This is a genomic window from Halomonas sp. 5021, from assembly GCF_036663435.1.
GTDB classification, from domain to species: domain Bacteria; phylum Pseudomonadota; class Gammaproteobacteria; order Pseudomonadales; family Halomonadaceae; genus Vreelandella; species Vreelandella janggokensis.
In genome coordinates this window covers 1-21,773 of sequence record NZ_JAXOVU010000020.1, presented here as the reverse complement: position 1 = coordinate 21,773, position 21,773 = coordinate 1, and the positions used below count along the sequence as shown (strand labels likewise).

The following is a 21,773-nucleotide window of genomic DNA, read 5'->3' as shown; positions in this document are numbered from 1 at the left end:
GAATCAGTTCCTCGGCGTTACAGGTTATTCACGCGATATTTTTCACGGAAGCGGCGGATCATCAGCACCGAGACCAGGTTAAGCGTCAGCGTGACGGCAAACAGCACCAGACCAAGCGCAAAGGCAGACAGGGTTTCAGCGCTTTCAAACTCCTGATCCCCGGTCAGTGCAGCCACGATGCGCACCGTCACGGTGGTCATGTCTTCCAATGGGTTGGCCGTCAAGTTGGGACGCATACCCGCCGCCATGACCACAATCATGGTTTCCCCCATTGCCCGTGAAACACCCAGAAGCGACGCTGAAATAATCCCCGGTAACGCTGCTGGTATCACCACGTCGCGAATGGTTTCGCCCTTGGTCATGCCCAGCGCGAGCGACCCCTGACGCATGGTATCGGGCACCGAATTGATCACGTCATCCGACAGCGATGAGATAAACGGAATGATCATGATGCCCATGACGATGCCCGGTGCCAGCGCGTTGTTATAAGAAGCTTCTAGGCCCAAAAAACCGGCAACATCGACGATGATGGGTGCTACAGTGATTGCCGCGAAGAAACCGTAAACCACGGTGGGAATACCTGCCAGAACCTCAAGCACAGGCTTGGCGATGGTACGAACCTTGCTGGGGGCATATTCGGACATGTAAACCGCCGAGAGCAAGCCAACCGGTACCGCCACCAGCATGGCGACGGCGGTAATCATGAAGGTACCGGCGAAAAGCGGCACCGAACCGAACTGGGCGCCACCGCCGTCGCCGCGACCGGCAGCCGCCAGGAAGCTGTCACCCGGGCTCCAGGTCGTGCCGGTGATGAACTCCCAGAAACTGTGCATCTGGAAAAAGCGAATGGCCTCGGAGATGATCGAGATCAGGATGCCAAAGGTCGTAAAAATCGAGATCAGGGCCGCTGACGCCAGTGCCAGTCGTATCACCTTTTCGATTGCCTGGCGGGCGTGAAAATCAGCACGCACTTGCGCCAACCCCACCACCAGACCGGCGGCAGATACCACCAGGCTTGCGGCAAGAAGATAGAAGGTGGGTATATCCGCCCCCAGCAGAAGCATGATAAAGGCGCCCACCGCCCCCACGACTATGGCGGGGCCTGCGGTGGAGAGCACGGCAAACCACGCATACTGGTCGGGTTGGGCAAACATCTTGCCTCCCCCGCTGCGAACCCGCGAGGCCTTGGTGCGACCTGCAAAAAAGGCCGCAAGTCCCAGCAGCAAGATCACGGTGCAAAAGAGTAAAACTAGCTGGTTGGTTTGCATCTAATCTCTCTCGCGTTACTGATGAAATCGATTTTGAAATATCTTGAGGTAAAAACATTACAGCAATATGACAGTCAACGAATCGAAAGCCGATCTCGCAACATCAATCGCAAAATAAAAGGCCGACAGCTTATGCTGCCGGCCGATGCCACATTCTCAATTAAACACTCTGTTATTGCAGGTCAGAGAGTTCCAACTGAGCGCGGTCTGCCACTTGCTGGCGCCATTCTTCACGCTCACTTTCCGGCAGCACGATCAAGCCGAGATCACGGAGGTAACCGTCGCCGCCAATCATCTGTTCTGACATGAACATGTCAACGTATTCGTACATGGGCGGCACTTCGTCAGCGTGCTGGTTCTTGACGTAGAACCACAGTGAACGGGCAACCGGATAGTCACCAGAACTGATGGCTTCGGGCTCCGGCTCAACACCGTTGATTGTTGCCGCATTCAGCGTGTTGGTGTTCTCTTCCAGGAAGGAATAGCCGAAGATACCGAAGGCACCGGTGTCTTCCTGGAGACGCTGAACGATCAGGTTATCGTTCTCACCGGCGTCGATGTAGACACCGTCAGAACGGATGTCAGTGTAGGCTTCTTCGTAGGCATCCATACCTTCGGAGGCGGTTTCCATCACCAGCTCTTCGAAAGCATCACGGGTACCGGAAGTGGTGGGCGGTCCGTAGATGGAGATTTCGCGATCCGGCAGCGAAGCGTCGATTTCGCTCCAGTTGGTGTAGGGGTTTTCAACCAGTTGGCCATCCTGGGGCACCTGCGCGGCCACAGCCATGAAGATGTGTTCAAGGGTGAGTGGCACGACATCGTTTTCGTTAGACTGACCAAGCACGATACCATCCGAGCCGATCTTGGCTTCGGTAATATCGGTCACGCCGTTCTCTGCACAGCGCTCGAACTCAGACGGCTTCATGCGGCGCGATGCGTTGGTGATATCCGGGGTGCCATCGCCAACACCGTTACAAAACAGACGCAAACCGCCGCCTGAACCGGTAGACTCGATGACCGGCGTCGGGTAGTTGGTTGTCGCGCCAAATTCCTCGGTCACATAGCTGGCAAACGGATACACAGTGCTAGAGCCGACAATGTTTATTTGATCACGAGCCTGAGCAACACCTGCCACGCTCATTACAGCTGCCGCGAGCACGGTAGTTTTGAGAATACGGTTCATGCGAATTACTCCTGAAGCTGTTAGGGATATTGCCTTCGCAAGGCACACTTTGCATCGCTTCGATGACAGCTTCATGACAAGCAATGTCACAACATAATTTTTTTAAAATTTTTCATCACGGCTCGCAACGCCATCATTTATTACAACAAAAGCCCCACGGCTGCCAGGGTACATAGCGCAAGCGACGCCGCCTGAAGCCATTGCCGATCAATGCGATGCGCCACCCTGTCGGCGAGCGCATTCCCCAGCAGTACAGCGGGCAATAACGTTGCCGCCACGCCCAAATGCCATAAACCCACCTGCCCTGCCAACGCCAGTGTAGCGAGCGTCAGCATCGAGGTGATGATAAAGAAAGCCGCGAGGTTGCCGCGCAGTCGGTCTGGGGCAAATCCATGCATTAGCAGGACCATTGGCGGCCCGCCGATGGCAGCGACAGTGCCAAAAATCCCCGAGAATACCCCCGCACCAAATAACGACACGCGATTGACCGGCACCCGCACGCGGCATAGCGTGACAAATACCGCAAACAGAACGATGGCAGCAATCAACTTTTCCAATACCACCATTGGCGCTGCGATAAGCAGCCAAAGCCCCAACGCATTGCCCGGCAAGCGTCCCACCAGTGCCATGGCCAGTGCCCCCAGGCGTACCTCGTGCAGGTAGTGGCGTACCATTATTAGCGACACGGTGAACCCGAAAAGCACCAACACCACGGGTACCAGGCGCGGCTCTATCATCAACAACAGCGGCGCCCCAATAACCGCCAAGCCAAAACCAGTGGCGCGTTGTACAAAGGCGCCTAACGCGAGGGTCAGCGCACACCCCGTCCAGGTGTTCGGCGACATATCCAACCACGTCACAACGTCCTCGATCATCCCGAGCGCACATCCGTTGCCGCTGGCGTCAGCAAGCGCACACCGACGTTGCCCAACAGGGCAGCCGCCAGCATGGTCAGAACCATCGGCCATAGGTGTTCGACTTCAAAGAGACCCACCATGGCGCCTGCCAGGGCACCACAGCTAAATTGAATACCACCTAACAAGGCAGTGGCGGTGGCACTGATGTGGCCGAAATGATCCAGCAACGAGGAAATGGCATTGGGTGTAATAAGGCCAATCATGCCGGTAAATAGCATTACCAGCGGTACGACAACGGCCAATGAAGCAATATTGAGCGCTGTGGCAGCCACCAAGCCCATTGCAGCGACCAGTTGAACCGCCAGCCCCAAGCGTAAATTTTGCTGGGGTGTGCGTTTACGCAATAGATAGATATTGACTCGGTTCGAACCGGCGATCATGACCACGTTGACGCCAAACACGAACGGATACACCCCCGGGCTCAACGAAAAATAGTCCAGATATAGAAACGGCGACGCTGTCACAAAGGCAAACAGGCCAGCGAACGAGGCGGCAACGGCGCAGATATACCCCATCCCCTCGCGATGGCGCAGCACACTGGCATAGTTGCGAATCACCTGGCGCGGCGAGGCTGCAGGCAACGACATATCCCGGGTTTCGGGCAGCCTTGTTCCCAACAGCCAGAGAAGAAACCCCGCATACACAGCGAGAAACACAAAGATCAGCCACCAGTCCGCCATGTGCAGCAGCAGGCTGCCGACCGCCGGGGCTACCAGAGGCGCGAGCATCATGATCATGGCCATGGTCGACATCACTCTGGCGGCTTCACGACCACTGAAACAGTCGCGCACAATCGCCGCCGAGTTGACGACGCAGGCCCCGCCACCCAAGGCCTGTACAAACCGCCAAACAAGCAGAGAGGTAAGGGTGTCGGCGGTCATAATCATCAAGCTTGCGCACAGAAACACGACCAGGCCGCTCATCAGCACCGGCTTACGACCTAGCCGGTCAGACATGGGCCCGAAACACAGTTGCCCCAGCGCAAAGCCGAACAGGAAGACGCTAATCGAAAGCTCGGTACGATGAATACTCGCATTGATGGTATCGGCAATGGCCGCCATTGCCGGTAAATAGGCATCAATGGCAAAGGGAGCCAGCGCCGTGTTGGCGGCTACCAGAATAGCGACGCGCCGGGGATTGAGTTCCATGTCTCTCCTTAGGGTGGCCGCAGTCACCCTTGCAGCATAAAGGTAGGCCGCTAATTATATGCCTTTTAGGCTGCATTGTCGGCCATGATCACTCGAAGGCCGTCAAGGAGATGATAATTGAGGGGGAAAAAGGGTCTGAGGCCAGCGTGCGGACTCGTCAGTGGTGGGGCGTCTCTTGGGATTCGAGCATTTCCACCAACGGCTGAAACTGTTCGCGGTTGTGCTCGTTCATGCGCATAAGAATACGGTGAGCTTCCAGAATCCTCTCACGCAGGCCTTCCTCATCTGCCGGGACTTCAGGCAATTCTTCTAACGCACTATTCAAGCCAGCCGTAGGCTGAAGGGGGGCTTCCATCAAGGTGAAAAAACGCGCAAACCCCATGACATCAAGCATTTGGCGAACGTCCTGATTATCCACGATGATCGTCGGGGGCTGTTCCAGGCGCCCTTTCACCGCCATGGACACCTTGGCAAGAAAACCAAGCGCCGTGGAGTCAACGTTTGTCGCTTCACGCAGATCGATCATTACAGCGCTCAACCCTGGCGTCTCAGCCAAGCGCTGAGCCTGAGTATCCAGGGTGGCACACAGTGTCAAGCGTACATCGCCACACAATTTTAAAACAAAAACACCAGAGTCGAACGCCGCTTTTATGCGACCTTCTTCAGTCAGCATGACCAAATCCGCTCACCATCATGATTGTCAGGTCGTCGGGCAAAGCATCACGATCAGGGCTGTCCTCATCACCAGCACGCTGTTTGCTTAATAGCGCGTTGTTGTTGGTCAGTCGATCACAAAGCTGTTCAAGCGTGGTACTCACGCTTACGAGTTGCTCAAGCTCCCTGAGCCGCGTGTCGAGCGAATCACCCGGCAAGCACTCCAATACGCCATCCGAGCACAGCCATAGCCGAAAATCCTCCGGCAGTTCACAACTGAGAACGGGGTAATCCACATCAGGAAACAGCCCTACCGGCATCCCTTCACCTGGCAACCGCGTCAGTTGATCACCCGAAACCAATAGGGGCATCGGCAGCTGTGCTCCGAGCGAATAGTGAAGAGTATGCGCCTCATGGTCAATAACGCCAACAAATAATGTGGCGTGCTTACCAATATCAGTACCCTGTAACTCTCGATTCATCGCCGCCAGCCATTGACTGGGCAGTTTGTCTGGCTCAATACCATCCCACTCCCCTAGCCAGCGATTGCAGAGATACTTTAACAATACCGTGACAAATGCCGAGGACGCCCCATGGCCTGATACATCAGCAAAGTAAAAGGCACTGTAGCGCGAATTGTAGCGCTGGTAGTCGAGAAAATCCCCGGACAAATAAAGCGATGGCGCGAACCAGTAGTCATAATAAACACCGTTGATGACCTTGGGGCGCGGCGGTAGCAGGCGACGTTGAATATGCCCCCCGCTCTGCTGGTCCATACGCAGCAATGCCAGATGGGTTTCCAGACTTTCGTTCAGCTCGGCCAATCGCTCGTGATCCCTGGCACGGGCTTTTTCAAGCACGTCCAGTTCGATCGCCTTGCGGATCATGCGCCGAAGGAGTTCAGCGTGTCTCAATGGGTGGACAATGTAGTCGACCAGCCCAACGTCCACCGCTTTGATCAAGTCGGCATCCTGGCGCGAGTCGCTCACTACCAGCGTGGGCAGTTGATGGGTCAACTGCGACCACTGCTGACGGGGAACCGCCCGGGCATGGGCCACAATCAGAGCGGTTTCGTCCGGTAGATGCGCAATATTGTCCGCTGCATATACCCACATACCATCGCAGGTAATCGCCTCGGCAAGCGCATCGCGCTCTGAACCGGGTTCATCGATCACCGCAATCAGCTGCTTATGCGCCATGGCAAGCCTCAGTCGGCGAAGTCGGCATCATCAAATTCAAAGTCATCGGCAGAAAACGGATCATCCCCGAGTTCGCCATCGCTAATTTCAAATTGACGACGCTGGAGGTAGGCGTCCCGAATAAACCGGTAGCGATCGCCCTGGATCAATTCTTCCTGATCCAACAGACCGGCTCGTGTATCAACGATATTCAGTGCCGTCAGGCCCGCTCGCACCGCGTCATCATCAACGTAAGTGACCGGGTAGGCTGCCATATCGGCAGGCAATCCGGATGTGTCACGCAGCGTGCTGGGCCCGAGCAGCGGCAGCACCAGATAGCGTGAGTCTTCCCACCCCCATGTCGCCAGGGTTTGGCCAAAGTCTTCTTCATCGGCTTCAATGGGCATCAGTGACGCAATATCGAATAGCCCACCCAGCCCCATGGTCGAGTTGACCAAAAAGCGCGAGGTCGAGCGCCCGGCGTTGGCTGGCTTGCCCTGTAAAAGGCTATTGAGCGTCGTGCGAATCTCACCCAAGTTGCTGAAAAAATTACCTACCCCCTGCTGTAACGGGTCGGGGGTGATCGTGCGGTATCCCGTGGCAACCGGCTTCAACGCATAGCGATCAAGCACATCATTGAAGACAAACACTTTACGGTTAAAGCCTTCCCAGGGGTCATCCGGACTAGACGCTTGCGAGGTTTCCGAACCGGTTGAGCCGGTGCTGGCACAACCACCAAGCGCTATCGTCGAGGCCAAGGCGACCCCCCATAGACATCGCTGCATCAAATGAAATGTCCCTACCCTAGGCATACTGCGTTCCTCTGTTTTGCATTTTGTATCTGCAAGCGACTCATTGGCGCCTGACAACCACACTGCCCGCACTATACCCCGCACCGAAAGAGCAGATAACACCAATGTCACCCGCCTCCAACGATTCACGGTGTAAATGAAACGCAATGATCGACCCTGCTGAGCTGGTATTCGCATAGCGGTCAAGAATGATCGGCGCCTGTTCCTCACTGGGGTCGTAACCGAGCACTTTGCGCGCAATCATATCGTTCATGTGGCGGTTTGCCTGATGCAGCCAGAGGCGCTTCAAATCGCTTCCCTGTAACTCCAGCGATGCCAGATGCTGCGCGATCATTGACGCCACCATGGGGCATACCTCGCGGAAAACGCGGCGCCCTTCCTGAACGAACAGTTTATCTTCCGCCAGCGGATCACTATCGGTGACGCGATTCAAAAATCCGGCATTATTACGGATGGCATTGGAATATGCCGTCGCCAACCGGGTCCCCAGAATCTCGTAGGCTTCGTCGGCGGACGCACACGCAGCGTCTTCCAGCACCATCGCGGTACACGCATCACCAAAAATAAAGTGGCTGTCGCGGTCAGTAAAATTGAGGTGTGCGGAGCATATTTCAGGATTCACGATCAACGCACGCTTCACGCTACCCGATGCAATGGCGTTCGCGGCGGTTTCAATCGCGAAGGTCGCCGAACTGCAGGCCACATTCATATCGAAACCATAGCCACCCGCGCCAAGCGCGTGCTGAAGTTCAACCGCCACAGCTGGGTAGGCGCGCTCCAGGTTGGAGCAGGCAACAATCACAAGCTCAATATCGCTAGCATCCACCTGGGCACTGGCTAATGCCTCACGGGCAGCACTAAGCGCCATGTCACATTGGATAGAAGGCTCGTCGTTTTGCCGCTGGGGCAGTTTGGGACGCATACGCGCCGGGTCAAGAATACCGCCGGCATCCAATACGTAGCGACTTTTGATGCCCGACGCTTTTTCAATGAACTCACTACTTGAATGAGCGAGCGGTTCCCGTTCCCCCTGCTCAATGGCTTCTGCATGGCGAGTATTTTCCTGATCCACCCAGGCGTTGAATGCGGCAACCAACGACGCATTATCAATGGCGTGTTCCGGTGTATAAAGCCCCGTACCGGTTATCACCACATGTGTCATGTACATCTCCTTTTCACGGCTGCTTGCGCCAGGTAGCTTAAACCGCCGCCAATATCATCACTGTGTGCGTTTCACACACATTTTTCCAGCCCGCGTCTAAACGCTAATCATCTCTTGCCAACGTTTTTCCAGTCGCTTCACCGAAACGGGCATTCGTGTTCCTAACTGCTGGGCAAACAACGATACGCGAAGTTCCTGCAACCACCAGCCAAACTCGACGAGTGATGGATCCTCCACGCGCCCACGGCGCTCGTTTTCGCGACGTGCATCGAATTTTTCCTCCATCGCCTGAACGTCCTGCATCAGCATTTGATCGCGCCCCCGTTCGCGGGCTGCTTTTTCAAGCCGAATCAATGCTGCCTCGGTGTAGCGCGGGTACTCTGACAGCCACTCCCCTGCCTGGGTGATAAAGCCAGGGTAAACAAGACGCTGCATTTGTGCTTTCACATCACTATAGACAAGTGCCAGTGCGAAGTTCAGCTTGCCTTTTAACACCTTGCTGACCGCCAAGTGGCCTTTCAGAGCCGCTTCCACCTGGCCCAGCAATTGCTCGGCGTGGGGCACCAGGTCGCCCTTGACCGCTGCCAGGCGTTCGTTCAGCTCGGCTGCCGAGCGCGGCATAGGCGATTGCGCCACCGTCTGGGTAAACACCGCTACTAACACATCGTCGATCAGGGCCTGCTTGCTGCCCACGTTGGTGAACAGCAACGCGCATTTTTCCAGCGCAGGCAGCGCCTTGATCATCTTGACCTGGGCAGGGGATTGCTGCATCGCCAAACGCGCCACGCCCATTTGGTGGGCCGCCTGGGCTTTTGCCGCATGGTCAAAAAGCATTACCTTAAACGTATCGGCCTCGTTAACCAATGCTGGGTAAGCTTCCACTCGAATACCCGCCTGAGTGGTCACGCGGGAATCTGGCAGGGGCTCCTCAGGTAACCCTGATAAATCCGGTGCCTCGCTTACCTGCTCGGACAGTGCCTGGGCGCCGGCCTTCGCCGCTGCTTCAAACTCCGCTTCCAGCGACCGCACCGAGCGGCCCTGCCCCAGCGTCTTGCCATCATGATCCACCACCCGGATATTCATCATCAGGTGAGCCGGCAAGTTATCAAAACGCCAATCGTCCGGGTGTACACGCGTCCCTGTGCGCTGGCGAATGAACTCGCCCAGCGCCTCGGTCAAGGGCCGCTCATCCGGCACCAGTGTTTCCAGCGCTGCATCAACCCAGTCGGGAATGGGTACCACCTGACGGCGAATGCTCTTGGGCAGGGCTTTCATCAAGGCAATGCATTTTTCGCGCAGCAAGCCTGGCACCAGCCACTCCAGGGCATGCTCCGGCAGTTGTGGCAGCATCGCTGCGGGGACGGTCAGCGTGACGCCATCGTCCTCCGCGTCGGGATCAAAATGATAGCTCAACGGATAGGCAACCCCCGAAAGGGTCAGATGATCAGGGTACTGCGCCTGGGTAACGTCTTCGGCGTCGCGGGCCTTGAGCGCTTCCATATCGAACTTGAGCAGCGACGGATCCTGCTTTTCGGCCTGCTTGCGCCAGTGCTCAAAGCCTTTGCCGTTAACGATGTCGCTGGGAAGCCGCTCGTCGTAAAACGCAAACAAGGTGTCTTCGTCGACCAGTATGTCACGACGACGGGCACGATCTTCCAGTGATTCAACTTCTTCAATCAGCGCCCGGTTGTGAGCAAAAAACTCGCCTTTGGTGTGAAACTCACCTTCTACCAGCCCACGACGAATGAACAGCTCCCGCGACTCGACCGGGGCAATCGGGCCGTAATGCACACGGCGCCGCGTCACGATGGGCAAACCAAACAGGGTCACCTGCTCGAACGCGACGACCTGGGCACGCTTCATTTCCCAGTGGGGCTCGCTGTAGCTGCGCTTGACCAGATGCGAAGCCAACGGCTCGATCCATTGGGGATCAATCTTTGCCACGGTACGCGCAAACAGCTTGGAGGTTTCCACCAGCTCGAAGGCCATCAACCATTTAGGCGTTTTTTTGGCCAACCCCGAGCCTGGATGAATCATGAACTTGCGGTTACGCGCACCTAAATACTCGCGATTTTCCAGCAGCGTACCCAGGTTGGACAGTAACCCGGTCAGCAGGGCTTTGTGCAGCGAGCCGGAGGTTTTACGCCGTGCCTGGCGGGCCTGCTCTTCGCTTTCATCCGCCGGGCCAGGCGTCGGTGCCGGCACGTCGATATCCATATCACGCAGCAGTTGACGCAGCTGACGGAAGGTATCGTGCCATTCGCGCACGCGCAGGTAATTGATGTAGTGGTCCCGGCACCAGCGGCGCAACTGATTGCCTGATAGCGCCTCGCGGGCATTGTCGATGCCATGCCACAGGTTCAACAGCGCCACGAAATCCGAGTCCGGATCGTGCCAGCGCTGGTGGGCCTGATCGGCGGCCTGGCGTTTGTCCGCCGGACGGTCACGGGGGTCCTGAATCGCCAATGCGGAGACCACGACCAACACATCGCGCAGGCTACCCTGCTCTTTACCTGCCAGCACCATACGGGCCAGACGGGGGTCTATCGGCAACCGGGCGAGCTTGCGACCCAGCCCCGTGAGCCGCTGGCGCTCGTCGACAGCCCCAAGCTCAAAGAGCAGCCGGAAGCCGTCTTTGACAAAGCGACTATCGGGCGGGTCGACAAACGGAAAGTCCTCAATATCGCCCAGCTTGAGGGCCAGCATGGATAAAATCACCGAGGCAAGATTGGTGCGCTGGATCTCGGGGTCGGTAAACGCCGGGCGGGCCAGGAAATCGTCCTCATCGTATAGACGGATACACACGCCTTCGGCAATCCGCCCGCAGCGTCCCATGCGCTGGTTGGCGCTTGCCTGGCTAACCGGTTCGACCGGCAAGCGCTGGATTTTCGACCGGTAGCTATAACGACTGATACGCACCAACCCTGGGTCGATCACATAGCGGATACCCGGGACGGTCAGCGAGGTTTCGGCGACGTTGGTCGCCAGCACGATCCGTCGACCCCGATGGGGCGCGAACACCCGGTTCTGCTCGGCGTTGGAAAGTCGCGCGTACAGCGGCAGAACTTCACAGTCACGCAAATCAGCCCGGCGCAGGGTGTCAGCCGTTTCACGAATTTCCCGCTCGCCGGGCAGGAACACCAGCACATCGCGGGGGCCATGCTGCCAGCCCTTTTCACGTTCCAACCCCTCGATTTCCTCGACCGCGTGGAGAATGCCCTCTTGCAGCGTGCGGTCCTCTTCGTCCTCGCCGTCGCGCACCAAGGGCCGGTAATGCACCTCCACCGGATAGGCCCGACCGGAGACTTCGACCGTCGGCGCAGGGCGCTGCGCATTGCCAAAATGGGCGGCAAATCGCGCTACATCAATGGTGGCCGAGGTGATAATAATCGACAGATCCGGGCGTTTGGGCAGCAGACGTTTCAGATAGCCCAACAGAAAATCGATGTTGAGGCTGCGTTCGTGGGCCTCATCGATAATGATGGTGTCGTAGCGCAGTAGCAGCGGATCGTGCTGGGTTTCCGCCAGCAGAATCCCGTCGGTCATCAGTTTGACCAGGGTGTTCTCGTTACTCTGATCGGTAAACCGGACCTGATACCCCACCTGCTCGCCAAGCGGCACCGCCAATTCCTCGGCAAGCCGGGTGGCCACACTGCGTGCGGCAAGCCGACGCGGCTGAGTGTGGCCTATCAGGCCACGCCGGCCACGCCCTAGCTCCAGGCACATTTTGGGTAACTGGGTGGTTTTACCCGACCCGGTTTCCCCCGCGACGACGACCACCTGATGGTCGCGAAGCGCCGCGAGAATATCCTCACGGCGTTCAACCACCGGCAATTCGGGCGGATAGTTCCAGTCAAACGACTGGTTATCTCGCTGACGAAGCACCTGCTGCGCACGCGCCATCTCGGGTTCCAGCTCGTTCAGCCCCCGGTCGATCGGCTTACCCTCCTGCAGGCGACGCGACAAACCGGCCAACCGCCGCTCGAAACGCTGGGCATCGCGTCGCATCGTGTTGTTCACGGCGGACTTAAGCGTCTTGAGGCGTTGTGCATCAGAGGTCGTTGCGAGCGGCGTGTCGTTGGTCACGATATATCCAGGTCCTATGGGCACTTAAAGGGTGGCACTTATAAAAAAGTCTGCCCGCTCAACTGAGCGGGCAGATCATTGTAACGCGTTCGCCAGGCAAGCGCATAAGTCGCGCTGCCTATGACGAAGCAGCTTTTTGGCTATCTTCATCGCGTAGCTGACGGCGCAGTACTTTACCCACATTGGTTTTGGGCAACTCATCGCGAAACTCGATGTACTTGGGCACTTTGTAGCCGGTAAGCTCACTCTTGCACCAACGACGCAGCGTTTCGGCATCCAGCTCGGGGTTTTTGCTGACTACAAACAGCTTGATCGCCTCACCGGCCACCTCATCGGCAACCCCAACCGCGGCTGACTCTACGATATCGGGATGCCCGGCGACCACGTCTTCCACCTCGTTAGGGTAAACATTAAACCCGGATACCAGGATCATGTCTTTCTTGCGATCCACGATACGGATGTAGCCATCCTCCTGAAGCACGGCAATATCACCGGTGTAGAACCAACCCTCATCGTCAATAGAGTTACGGGTTTCCTCTTCGCGTTGCCAATAACCCTTCATGACCTGTGGCCCCTGGACACACAGCTCGCCTGGCTCACCCAGCGGCTGATCCTGACCGTCGGCATTCACCACTTTGACCGCAGTGCCTGCCACCGGTTTGCCGATGGTGCCCAGCTGGATGGCATCCGAAGGATTGAAGCTGACAATCGGCGAGGTTTCGGTCAGTCCATAGCCTTCCGAGATCGGGCATCCGGTGACCTCCTCCCAACGCTTCGCCGAAGCTTTCGTCAGGGCCATGCCCCCGGAAATGGTCAAATGCAGGTTGGAAAAATCAAGCTGCTTGAAATCATCCCGGTTGCACAACGCATTGAACAGCGTATTGAGACCAATGAAGGCAGTAAACGGCATACCTTTCAAGGTCTTGATAAAACCATCAAGGTCACGAGGATTGGTAATCAGCACCGAGTGGTTACCAGTTTCCATTAAAAACAGGCAGTTAACAGTAAACGTATAGATGTGATAAACGGGCAAGGGGGCAATCACCAGCTCGTTGCCGTCGGTCAGATTGCCACCGATGGCTTCTCGAGCCTGCAGCATATTGGCGACGAGGTTACGGTGGGTCAGCATCGCCCCTTTGGGCATGCCGGTGGTTCCGCCAGTGTATTGCAGTGCGGCCAGATCTTCCTGCTCGCGAGTGATCTCGCGGTGACTCAAGGCCTGCCCTTTATTCAATGCGTCGCGAAATGTCACCGCCTGGGGCAACGAATAGCGAGGGACCATTTTCTTGACGTACTTGACCACGCTGTTGATCAGCAACCGCTTGGGGAAGTCGTGCAGGTCGGCAAGCTCGGTCACCACCACATGCTTGATCTCGGTTTTATCGAGAACACGTTCAAGCTTGTCCGCCATGTTGGCCAGAATCACGATCGCCTTGGCGTTGGCATCCTTGAACTGGTGGGCCATTTCGCGCTCGGTATAGAGCGGATTAGTGTTCACTACTACCAGGCCCGCGCGCAGCGCGCCAAATACCGCAACGGGGAACTGCAGCACGTTGGGTAATTGAATGGCGATTCGGTCACCCGGCACCAGGTCGGTTTCATGCTGTAACCAGGCAGCAAAATTGGCCGACAGTCTGTCAAGGTCAGCGAAGCTGAGCGTTTTTCCCATGCAGCTGAACGCCGACTTGTCCTTGAAACGTTCAACCGCCGAGTGGAAAACGTCGGTAACCGCACCGTACCGCTCTAAACCCTCAAGCGCGGGGCCACGCAGAATAGGGGCATCAGCTTGTTCGCTCATGGGCAATCTCCAGTTTCCATGTCGATGTCGTCACCGACCTTGTTGTTGTCGAGTCGCGAAAACGCAACGATATACGACTGGCCTACCACTGTAAAACGATCGATTGAAACTTACGTTTCAACTTTAGCCCTAACCTCGCATCAGGCCTGGCTCGAATAACGCGCCTGAATGCATCCATCACGCCATACCAGTAGCTCCCCTGGTTGCATGCGGTACCACTGTTCATTGTGGGTCAAGGGTTCGGTCGCAATCACCGACACGATATCGTTGGGCGTGGTATGTTCGGCAAAATTGACCGTTAGTTCGGCGTCGGACAGTTCAGCCTCGCCAAAGGGCGCAGCACGGGTAATATGAGCAAGCTTAGTTGAACAGTAGGTATAGAGGTACGTTCCGTCAGAGAGGAGCAGATTAAAAACACCCAGCGTTCGCAGCCGCTCGCATAAACCATGGAGCGTTTGCCAAAGTGGCGCCTGCTCTCTTGGCGGGGTTGGAAAGGCACGCCTTAACTCGCTCATCAGCCAGCAGAAAGCATGCTCGCTGTCCGTACTGCCCACCGGGGTGTAAAAGCCCAGCGGCAAAGGCTCCCAGTCGTTCAATTGACCATTATGGGCATAGCACCAGGGCCGCCCCCACATTTCACGGGTAAACGGATGGGTATTGGCCAAGGTGACCTCACCGACGTTGGCCTGACGGATATGACTGATCACGACATTGGATTTGATCGGGTAATCGCAGATCAGTCGTGCGATGGGCGAGTCTACCGACGGATGGGGGTCGCGAAACTCCCGGTAGCCCCCTTCTTCATAGAAGGCAATGCCCCACCCGTCGCGGTGTGGCCCTGTTCCCCCACCCCGGTGCAGAAACCCCGCGAAGCTGAAACAGATATCGGTGGGCACATTGGCGCTCATTCCCAGCAGCTCACACATCGACGCGCTCCTGTGTGGCTTAGCCGATGACCGGTTCACGGCGGCGCGTTTCTTCGGGGTCGCTGGGCTCTTTTTCCTCGACAGCAGGCTCATCCACGAACTTGTTACGCCCGCGCCACCACAACGCGACCCCCACAACACCACCGATTGCCATGCCAAGCAGTAAGCACAGCAGGCCATTACGCAGGGCGCCACCGTTGCTCTCTAAAAATCCCACAGCGGCGACCATGGCGGAAGGCGCCCAACCCGTGTAAAACTCACCCTCTTCAACCAGGGGTAGCCGGAATGGCGCAGGCGCCCACATCGCGCCGCCAATGCACCATGTCAGCAACAGGCGTGGCAGCCTGGGCAAAAAGGCGAACGCAAAATAAACGGCCACGAACACGACCAGCGACAGACCGTAATAACTTAACCACAACAGTGACATTGAATCAGCAAACAGCATAATACTCCTCATGAGGGTGCATTCACCCACCGTAGATTTCCCGTTATGGTACCTATCAATTTATGAAAGCACAGCCAGCTTTGAACAACGACCACCCGGTCAGCGCCTATTTTCGCGCGGATGACCCACAATGGCACTGGCTAGAGCAACGTGACTGCGCTGATGTCAGCCGCTTTTTAACCGCGGCAAACCAACAGCATGCCGAATGGTTCAAACCTCTGGAACCGCTTGCCGATGCGCTTTATGAAAGCCACCTGCGCCGGCGGGAACTCGCAGTTACCAGTCTTCAGACAACACTCGACCACTTTACGTTCTGGAGCGAGACAGCGGCCGACGAGGAATACCCCCGCTGGTGGCGTCACCCTAACGGCCAGCCCGATGCCCCAGACTGCATTCTAGCAGTGCCCGACCTTGCCGCCGGGCAGCCATTCTACGAAATGGGCGACATGGCGCTGTCACCTGATGAAGCATGGCTGGCCTGGACCGACGACACTCAGGGGGACGAGCGTTTTACCCTGTGGCTGAAACGTCTGCCTGACGGCCAACCGGTCCAGTTGCTCAGCGACATCGGCCCCGGCATCTGCTGGGCAGAAGACCAGACCGCTGGCAATGCATCGCTATTGTTTACCCGCTTCGACGACACTCAACGTCCGGACAGCATTTGGTGCCTGCCGATCAGCCTTGACCAGACACCGCACTCACAGACAGCGACGTTATTGCTGCGCGAGGACGACCCCGAATTTTGGCTGGGCATGGGCAAAACCCGTTCGCGGGAGTGGCTGGTGCTTGAAAGCGCCTCCAAGGACACCAGTGAAGTCCATCTGGTGCCAGCCCGAACGCCAACCCATCCCCCACGCTGCCTCCAGCCTCGCCAACCAGGCGTTGAGTATACGATAGACCATCGTCCCGGCGTGTTTTATCGACTGCATAACCAGGCCAGCACCCACTTCCAACTGGATGTTTTGCCCGTCGATGAACTGGATAGCGACCTGCCTGCTTGGCAGCCCCTCGTCCCGGCGCGGGAAGATGCGACCCTGGAGGGGGTTGATGCTTTCGCCTGGGGGCTGATACTGGCTGAACGCGATCATGATCAAGCACAGGTGAGACTGCGTCGTCTGGACATTAATCCACACCAGCAGATCACCCGGGACGACTACCTCGCCCAACCCGAGTTGCTTTGCTCACAGTTGCTTGAGGACGCGCCCCACTTTGACACCCAAGAGCTGCGCCTAAGGGAGGAATCGTTTACCCGTCCGCCGAGCTGGTATGCCCTGGACCTGACCACCGGGGAGCGCACGCTGCTCAAACGCGTGCCGGTATATGGCAGCCTGGCACCCGAGCAGCTCGTCAGTCAGCGGGTATGGGCGACCAGTGCCGACGGCCAGCGTGTGTCCGTCTCGGTTGTCACTCGCCGCGACCTGGCCAACCAGCCGCTGCCCACTCTGCTATATGGCTATGGCGCATACGGTGAACCGCTTGACCCATGGTTTTCCATTGCCCGCCTGGAACTGCTCGAACGGGGTGTCGCCTTTGCCGTGGCCCACGTGCGAGGAGGCGGCGAACGCGGCGAACCCTGGTATTTGGACGGCAAAATGGCCCACAAGGAACACAGCTTTGACGATTTTCTAGCCGCCCGCGATGCACTGGTGGCACAAGGCTTGAGCGATCCCCAGCGAGTTGTCGCCTGTGGCGCAAGCGCGGGCGGCCTGCTTGTCGGCACCTGCCTCAACCGAGCCCCTGAGTCGTTTTGCGCCGGTGTCCTCGAGGTGCCGTTTCTGGACGTGCTGCGCACCATGCAGAATCCGGCACTGCCGCTGACCACCGCCGAATACAGCGAATGGGGCAATCCGGCCGACCCGCAGGTGGCCGAGCGCATCCGCCATTATTCGCCCATCGATAATGTGACGGCACAGCGCTACCCGGCGCTTTGGCTCGAAGGCAGCTGGTTTGATACCCGGGTTAGCTACTGGGAGCCGGCCAAATTCTATGCGCGCGTCAGTCAACTCCAGCAAGGCGACGCCCCGGTATTGCTACACACTGACATGAGCAGCGGTCACGGTGGCGCCTCCGGTCGTTTCAAGGCGTGGCGGGACGCCGCTCGCCAGGATGCCTTTATCCTCTGGGCACTGGGTTTGATGGATTAAGACACAGCGATGCCAAGGAAGGCATGTTACATGGGTAATACGGCGATGATGTGGGATTCCAACTGGTTTTCGGGAACATCATCTTGCGAAACCGCATAGCTTCTCACGCTCACCCCTTTGCGATGGACTCGCTCGGCATCGTTGCTGAGTAACGGATGCCAGCCAGCCAGCTTTCGCCCTTCGGCGACGCGCCGGTAGCCACAGGTTGACGGCAACCAGGTGAATTCTTTCACCAGTTCGGGGGTTAGCTGAGTGCAGTCGGGGACGAAGTCAAAACGATTTTCGTAATCGCTGCATTGGCAACTGTGGGTATCCAGCAGCCGACAGGCCACATTGAGCACGGCCAGCTCCTGGCTCTCCTCATCGTGCAGCTTCAACAGACAGCACTGCCCGCAGCCGTCACAGAGTGCCTCCCACTCGGGCGTGGTCAATTCTTCCAGCGTATAACGCTCCCAAAAGCGCTCACGTAACGCGCCTGTCATTGGATCACCTTCACTTGCTACTCGTATGCGTTGGGAAACGACGCTCGGTACCTAGCGCATCAAAAAGCGCGGGCCAGAGTTCATCAAAATCGCTCTTCAATCGAGCGTAATCCTCGTGCAGCCATGGGACAAGCTCCGCCAGCCGATTGGGTCCCGAAAGCCGCCTGCCAACGCCGGCAATGGCCTGGCAGGTAAAATCAAAATCGGCATAGCGGCGCAGCCAGTCGTGGGAGATCAAGGGCTCCACCATGGGGGCCAGACGGTCAGGCGCGGAACGCTCATTCAGCAGTCGATAGCACCGCTCGATCAGTACCGGCTGCGAGGCGTCGGCATGGGACTCAAGGGAGAGAAAGTGGTCCCAGACAATATCCAATGCAATGCCCATAAAGCGTCGCTGAGCGGGAGGCGACCGACGTAACGCCGCCTTGACGCATGGATGCCCATCCACCCAGGCATCCACACGGCGGTGGTGACGGATCCCCAGTGCCGTATCATCAGGCCAGACGGCCAGATCGCGACCTTTTACGCCATCCGCAATCAGGTTGCCGTAGAGAAAGTCATCACTGCCGTCGCGGGCAAGCCAGGCGTGGGCCAGAAAATTCATTCGTCTGACGGGTTGCCGGAACGCTGCTGGGCCAAGTGCTCGGTCAACAAGTTCGTTTCATTGCCAGGCGGCATCTGCAGATAAAAACCTTGGGAATCAATCGCCTCGATGATGTCTGCAGCACTGGCACGCGCCAGCTTTTTATCAGCGGTCAAGATCATGGTGAGCAACGCCTGGGGTTTGCCAAACGACGTCAGTAGCGGTTCGGGGACATGCGTGAGTCCCTGACGCTTATCAACGTAAAGATACATCTCCTCTTTACGCGAGCTTTTGAAAATCTCACACAACAGTTTATCGCTCACTCAGCTTGCGCCTCCAACGCCTTCGTCAGATCATCATTCAGCCGCTCACCTCGCCAACCGGTGGGAAGGGTTAACGGTGTCCCCGCCAGCGATTGCATGACCAACGCCTCGAGATCACGGCGGCGCAGCAAAACCTCAGGCGCAAGTCCCAGTTCATCAGCGTGGCCTTTAACCACTTTCTTTAACGCCTTGAACCGATGCTTGAAAGCTGGCTGCATCGGATCCGGCCAGGGCGTGGGCAATACTTCGCTGGGCGTATGCTGGGCCTGCTTGACGAATCCCAGCAGAGCATCACCCTCCTTCTTGACCAGCGGTGGTGTCATACCTTCAACACGGGCCAGTTCATAGCGATTGGCGGGCATCGCCTCGGCGATGGCCATCAAGTGTTTATCGCTTATCAACCAGTTGCGCGGTATGTCGCGACGACGGGTCTCGCCTTCCCGCCAGGTGGTCATCAACTGATACGCTTTCAGCTGAGGGGCGGTAAGTCGCCATAGCTGGCGTTGCCGGGTGTACCACTGTGTGTCGTTGTCATCACTGCGGCCTGCCTGGTCGATCAGTTGGCGGCAGTCGCTCTCCAGCCAGGCAAACCGGTCAAGGTGCTCAAGCTGCTCACGCTGTTTTGCCCATACATCGAGCAGGTAAATAACGTCCAGAGCGGCATATTCACACTGCGCGGAGGACAATGGTCGTTCCAGCCAGTTGGAGCGGGTTTCTTCCTTGGGCAGGGTTCTACCCACCCAGGCCTCAACCAGCTTCTGGTATCCCATGCTGGGATTTTCACCCAGAAACCCCTGTGCCACCTGGGTATCGATCAACGGGCTTGGCAAGACACCTGCCCAGATTTGAAACACTTCCAGGTCTTCACTGCAGGCATGCAGCAGCTTGATTGCTTGGTTCTGCAGCAATGCTCGAAAGGCATCGGTACAAGGCGTTGCCAGCGGATCGATCAGAAACGCATGCTCACCCGCACTGAACTGGATTAGCGCCGGGATGGGAAAAAAAGTTTTCTCGCGGAAAAACTCCGTATCCAACGCAATGACAGGGGCATCGGCCACCTGCTGGCAGGCGTCATCAAGGGCCTGCGGCGAGGCAATCCAGCTGATGTCAGCGGGTTGAAATGAGGACAAAAGTCTATTCCCTGTTCACACAACCGCCTGAGCGCTTGCTTAAGATAAGTTATTCACTACTGAACGGCTGACGGCCGTTGAACGCTCGGCTAAGCGTGCCGCCGTCTACGTACTCCAGCTCACCGCCCATGGGGACACCGTAGGCGAGCCGCGATAGCGTCACACCATGATTCGCCAGCAAGGCAGCAATGTAGTGTGCGGTGGCTTCGCCCTCCACCGTGGGGTTGGTGGCAAGCACCACTTCGCTGATTTGACCTTCCGCGACACGAGCTTCAAGCACATCCAGACCGATGGCATCAGGTCCAATACCATCCAGCGGCGACAGGTGGCCGTGAAGGACGAAATAGCGACCCTGAAAACCACCGGCTTCTTCAATCGCCAATTGATCGGCAGGTGATTCCACCACGCATAGCAGGTGATCATGACGTCGCGGGCTTTCACACAACGCGCAAATATCGGCTTCTGTCAGCGTTCGACAACGCCGACAGTAGCCAACTTCGTCAATCGCCTGCTGGATGGTGGACGCCAGTTTCTGGCCGCCGGGGCGGTCCCTTTCCAGCAGGTGCATGGCCATTCGCTGTGCTGTTTTGGGCCCCACGCCCGGCAAGACGCGAAAAGCCTCCATCAGTTGCTCGACTAGCGGAGAAAACCGCATCATTTAAAATGGCATTTTGAAGCCGGGGGGCAGGTCGAGCCCGGCAGTGGCTTCTTCCATTTTGGCTTTCGAACTGACCTCGACTTTGCGCACTGCATCGTTGACGGCAGCGGCCAGAAGATCTTCCAGCAGTTCTTTGTCTTCCTGCATGACGCTCTGGTCGATATCGACCGAAATCACGTCATGACGGCCATTCATGGTCACCTTGACCATGCCGGCCCCGGCTTCGCCCAATACTTCTGCCTCGGCCACTTCTTCCTGGGCACGCTGCATTTTTTCCTGCATCTCTTGGGCTTGTTTCATCAAGTTGCCCATGCCGCCTTTCATCATGGTAAGACTCTCCAATCATCAGTGGATCGCACAGCGTTAGCGCGACGCTTCAACAGGTTTGACACTGGTTTCGACAAGCTGTGCGCCGAAAGCCTGAATTAACTCTACTACATGGGGGTCGCGCTGCAATACATCAACCGCCTGAGCGTGACGCTCAGCCTGACAACGCACTTCGCGTTGCCGAGGGGTTTCCAGAGCCTCGGCAAGGGCTTCCACATGAAACACCACTCGGCGCTTTACTCCCAGCTCAGCCAGCGCCTTCTCGATGCGCGTCTGGTGAACCTCGGCTTGCATCGCCGACTGGCTAGGCGCTAACCGCAGCGTCAAGGTGTGCCCGTCGTCATTGACCAACTGACAATGGGCGGCCAGGTTACGGGTCAGACCACCCAGCCCAAGGGCATCGAACTGCTCAAGCCATTGCGCATGATCCCAGTACTCGCCCGTGGGCTTGGAAGCACTGACTTGCGTAGACGGCTCTGGCTCTGGCTCTGGCTCTGGCTCTGGCTCTGGCTCTGGCTCTGGCTCTGGCTCTGGCTCTGGCTCTGGCTC

The 21,773-nt window shown here is 57.4% G+C and carries 20 protein-coding genes; 1 reads left to right on the top strand and 19 read right to left on the bottom strand.

The window, feature by feature from the left end; translation table 11 throughout:
- Positions 1-17: 17 nt before the first annotated feature.
- From pstC to R3F64_RS18530, 12 genes are all read right to left on the bottom strand, one after another.
- Positions 18-1,268, bottom strand: a complete 1,251-nt coding sequence (gene pstC, locus R3F64_RS18585; protein WP_199285089.1) for a phosphate ABC transporter permease subunit PstC — start codon at positions 1,266-1,268, stop codon at positions 18-20.
- Positions 1,269-1,440: 172 nt separating this feature from the next.
- Positions 1,441-2,451: a PstS family phosphate ABC transporter substrate-binding protein gene (locus R3F64_RS18580; RefSeq protein WP_264826286.1), complete on the bottom strand. Its 1,011-nt coding sequence runs from the start codon at positions 2,449-2,451 to the stop codon at positions 1,441-1,443.
- A gap of 140 nt (positions 2,452-2,591) precedes the next feature.
- Positions 2,592-3,326 (bottom strand): sulfite exporter TauE/SafE family protein, encoded by a 735-nt coding sequence (locus tag R3F64_RS18575; RefSeq protein ID WP_264826287.1) that lies wholly within the window; start codon positions 3,324-3,326, stop codon positions 2,592-2,594.
- Positions 3,323-4,516: a multidrug effflux MFS transporter gene (locus R3F64_RS18570; protein WP_085917498.1), complete on the bottom strand. Its 1,194-nt coding sequence runs from the start codon at positions 4,514-4,516 to the stop codon at positions 3,323-3,325. The genes R3F64_RS18575 and R3F64_RS18570 overlap by 4 nt, the downstream gene beginning before the upstream one ends.
- A 157-nt stretch (positions 4,517-4,673) precedes the next feature.
- On the bottom strand, positions 4,674-5,189 hold the full coding sequence (locus tag R3F64_RS18565; RefSeq protein ID WP_085917497.1) for an STAS domain-containing protein: 516 nt from the start codon (positions 5,187-5,189) through the stop codon (positions 4,674-4,676).
- A complete protein-coding gene (locus R3F64_RS18560) occupies positions 5,179-6,369 on the bottom strand; it encodes a PP2C family protein-serine/threonine phosphatase (protein WP_085917496.1) in 1,191 nt (396 codons plus the stop codon). Before R3F64_RS18560 ends, R3F64_RS18565 begins: the two co-directional genes overlap by 11 nt.
- 8 nt (positions 6,370-6,377) lie before the next feature.
- Positions 6,378-7,133 (bottom strand): MlaA family lipoprotein, encoded by a 756-nt coding sequence (locus R3F64_RS18555; protein ID WP_199285429.1) that lies wholly within the window; start codon positions 7,131-7,133, stop codon positions 6,378-6,380.
- 67 nt (positions 7,134-7,200) lie between these two features.
- Entirely contained in the window at positions 7,201-8,322 is a 1,122-nt protein-coding gene (locus R3F64_RS18550; protein WP_085917494.1) for a beta-ketoacyl-ACP synthase III, read from the bottom strand.
- A 96-nt stretch (positions 8,323-8,418) separates the two neighbouring features.
- Positions 8,419-12,330, bottom strand: a complete 3,912-nt coding sequence (hrpA, locus tag R3F64_RS18545; protein WP_442908843.1) for an ATP-dependent RNA helicase HrpA — start codon at positions 12,328-12,330, stop codon at positions 8,419-8,421.
- A 196-nt stretch (positions 12,331-12,526) separates the two neighbouring features.
- A complete protein-coding gene (locus R3F64_RS18540; protein WP_085917493.1) occupies positions 12,527-14,206 on the bottom strand; it encodes an AMP-binding protein in 1,680 nt (559 codons plus the stop codon).
- Positions 14,207-14,346: 140 nt separating this feature from the next.
- On the bottom strand, positions 14,347-15,132 hold the full coding sequence (locus tag R3F64_RS18535) for a class II glutamine amidotransferase (RefSeq protein ID WP_332613056.1): 786 nt from the start codon (positions 15,130-15,132) through the stop codon (positions 14,347-14,349).
- Positions 15,133-15,151: 19 nt separating this feature from the next.
- Complete coding sequence (locus R3F64_RS18530; protein ID WP_085917491.1) at positions 15,152-15,577, bottom strand: hypothetical protein; 426 nt, start codon at positions 15,575-15,577, stop codon at positions 15,152-15,154.
- Between the two features lie 62 nt (positions 15,578-15,639).
- On the opposite strand from R3F64_RS18530, the gene R3F64_RS18525 reads away from it, so the two are divergent.
- The gene (locus R3F64_RS18525) at positions 15,640-17,721 is read left to right on the top strand and encodes a S9 family peptidase (protein ID WP_332613053.1); all 2,082 of its coding nucleotides are present in this window, start codon (positions 15,640-15,642) and stop codon (positions 17,719-17,721) included.
- A 26-nt stretch (positions 17,722-17,747) separates the two neighbouring features.
- On the opposite strand, the gene R3F64_RS18520 is transcribed toward R3F64_RS18525, so the two are convergent.
- The 7 genes from R3F64_RS18520 to R3F64_RS18490 form a co-directional block, all read right to left on the bottom strand.
- The gene (locus R3F64_RS18520) at positions 17,748-18,203 is read right to left on the bottom strand and encodes a YcgN family cysteine cluster protein (RefSeq protein WP_085917489.1); all 456 of its coding nucleotides are present in this window, start codon (positions 18,201-18,203) and stop codon (positions 17,748-17,750) included.
- Positions 18,204-18,213: 10 nt separating this feature from the next.
- On the bottom strand, positions 18,214-18,807 hold the full coding sequence (locus R3F64_RS18515) for an acyl carrier protein phosphodiesterase (protein ID WP_264826295.1): 594 nt from the start codon (positions 18,805-18,807) through the stop codon (positions 18,214-18,216).
- Positions 18,804-19,109, bottom strand: coding sequence for a YcgL domain-containing protein (locus R3F64_RS18510; protein ID WP_264826296.1), 306 nt, complete (start codon positions 19,107-19,109; stop codon positions 18,804-18,806). Before R3F64_RS18510 ends, R3F64_RS18515 begins: the two co-directional genes overlap by 4 nt.
- Positions 19,106-20,239: a ribonuclease D gene (gene rnd, locus R3F64_RS18505; protein ID WP_199285087.1), complete on the bottom strand. Its 1,134-nt coding sequence runs from the start codon at positions 20,237-20,239 to the stop codon at positions 19,106-19,108. The genes R3F64_RS18510 and rnd overlap by 4 nt, the downstream gene beginning before the upstream one ends.
- Positions 20,240-20,288: 49 nt before the next feature.
- The gene (gene recR, locus R3F64_RS18500) at positions 20,289-20,894 is read right to left on the bottom strand and encodes a recombination mediator RecR (protein WP_085917527.1); all 606 of its coding nucleotides are present in this window, start codon (positions 20,892-20,894) and stop codon (positions 20,289-20,291) included.
- Between the two features lie 3 nt (positions 20,895-20,897).
- Positions 20,898-21,224, bottom strand: coding sequence for a YbaB/EbfC family nucleoid-associated protein (locus tag R3F64_RS18495; protein ID WP_085917485.1), 327 nt, complete (start codon positions 21,222-21,224; stop codon positions 20,898-20,900).
- Between the two features lie 36 nt (positions 21,225-21,260).
- A partial coding sequence (locus R3F64_RS18490; protein ID WP_332613051.1) for a DNA polymerase III subunit gamma/tau C-terminal domain-containing protein occupies positions 21,261-21,773 on the bottom strand: 513 nt, incomplete at its 5' end.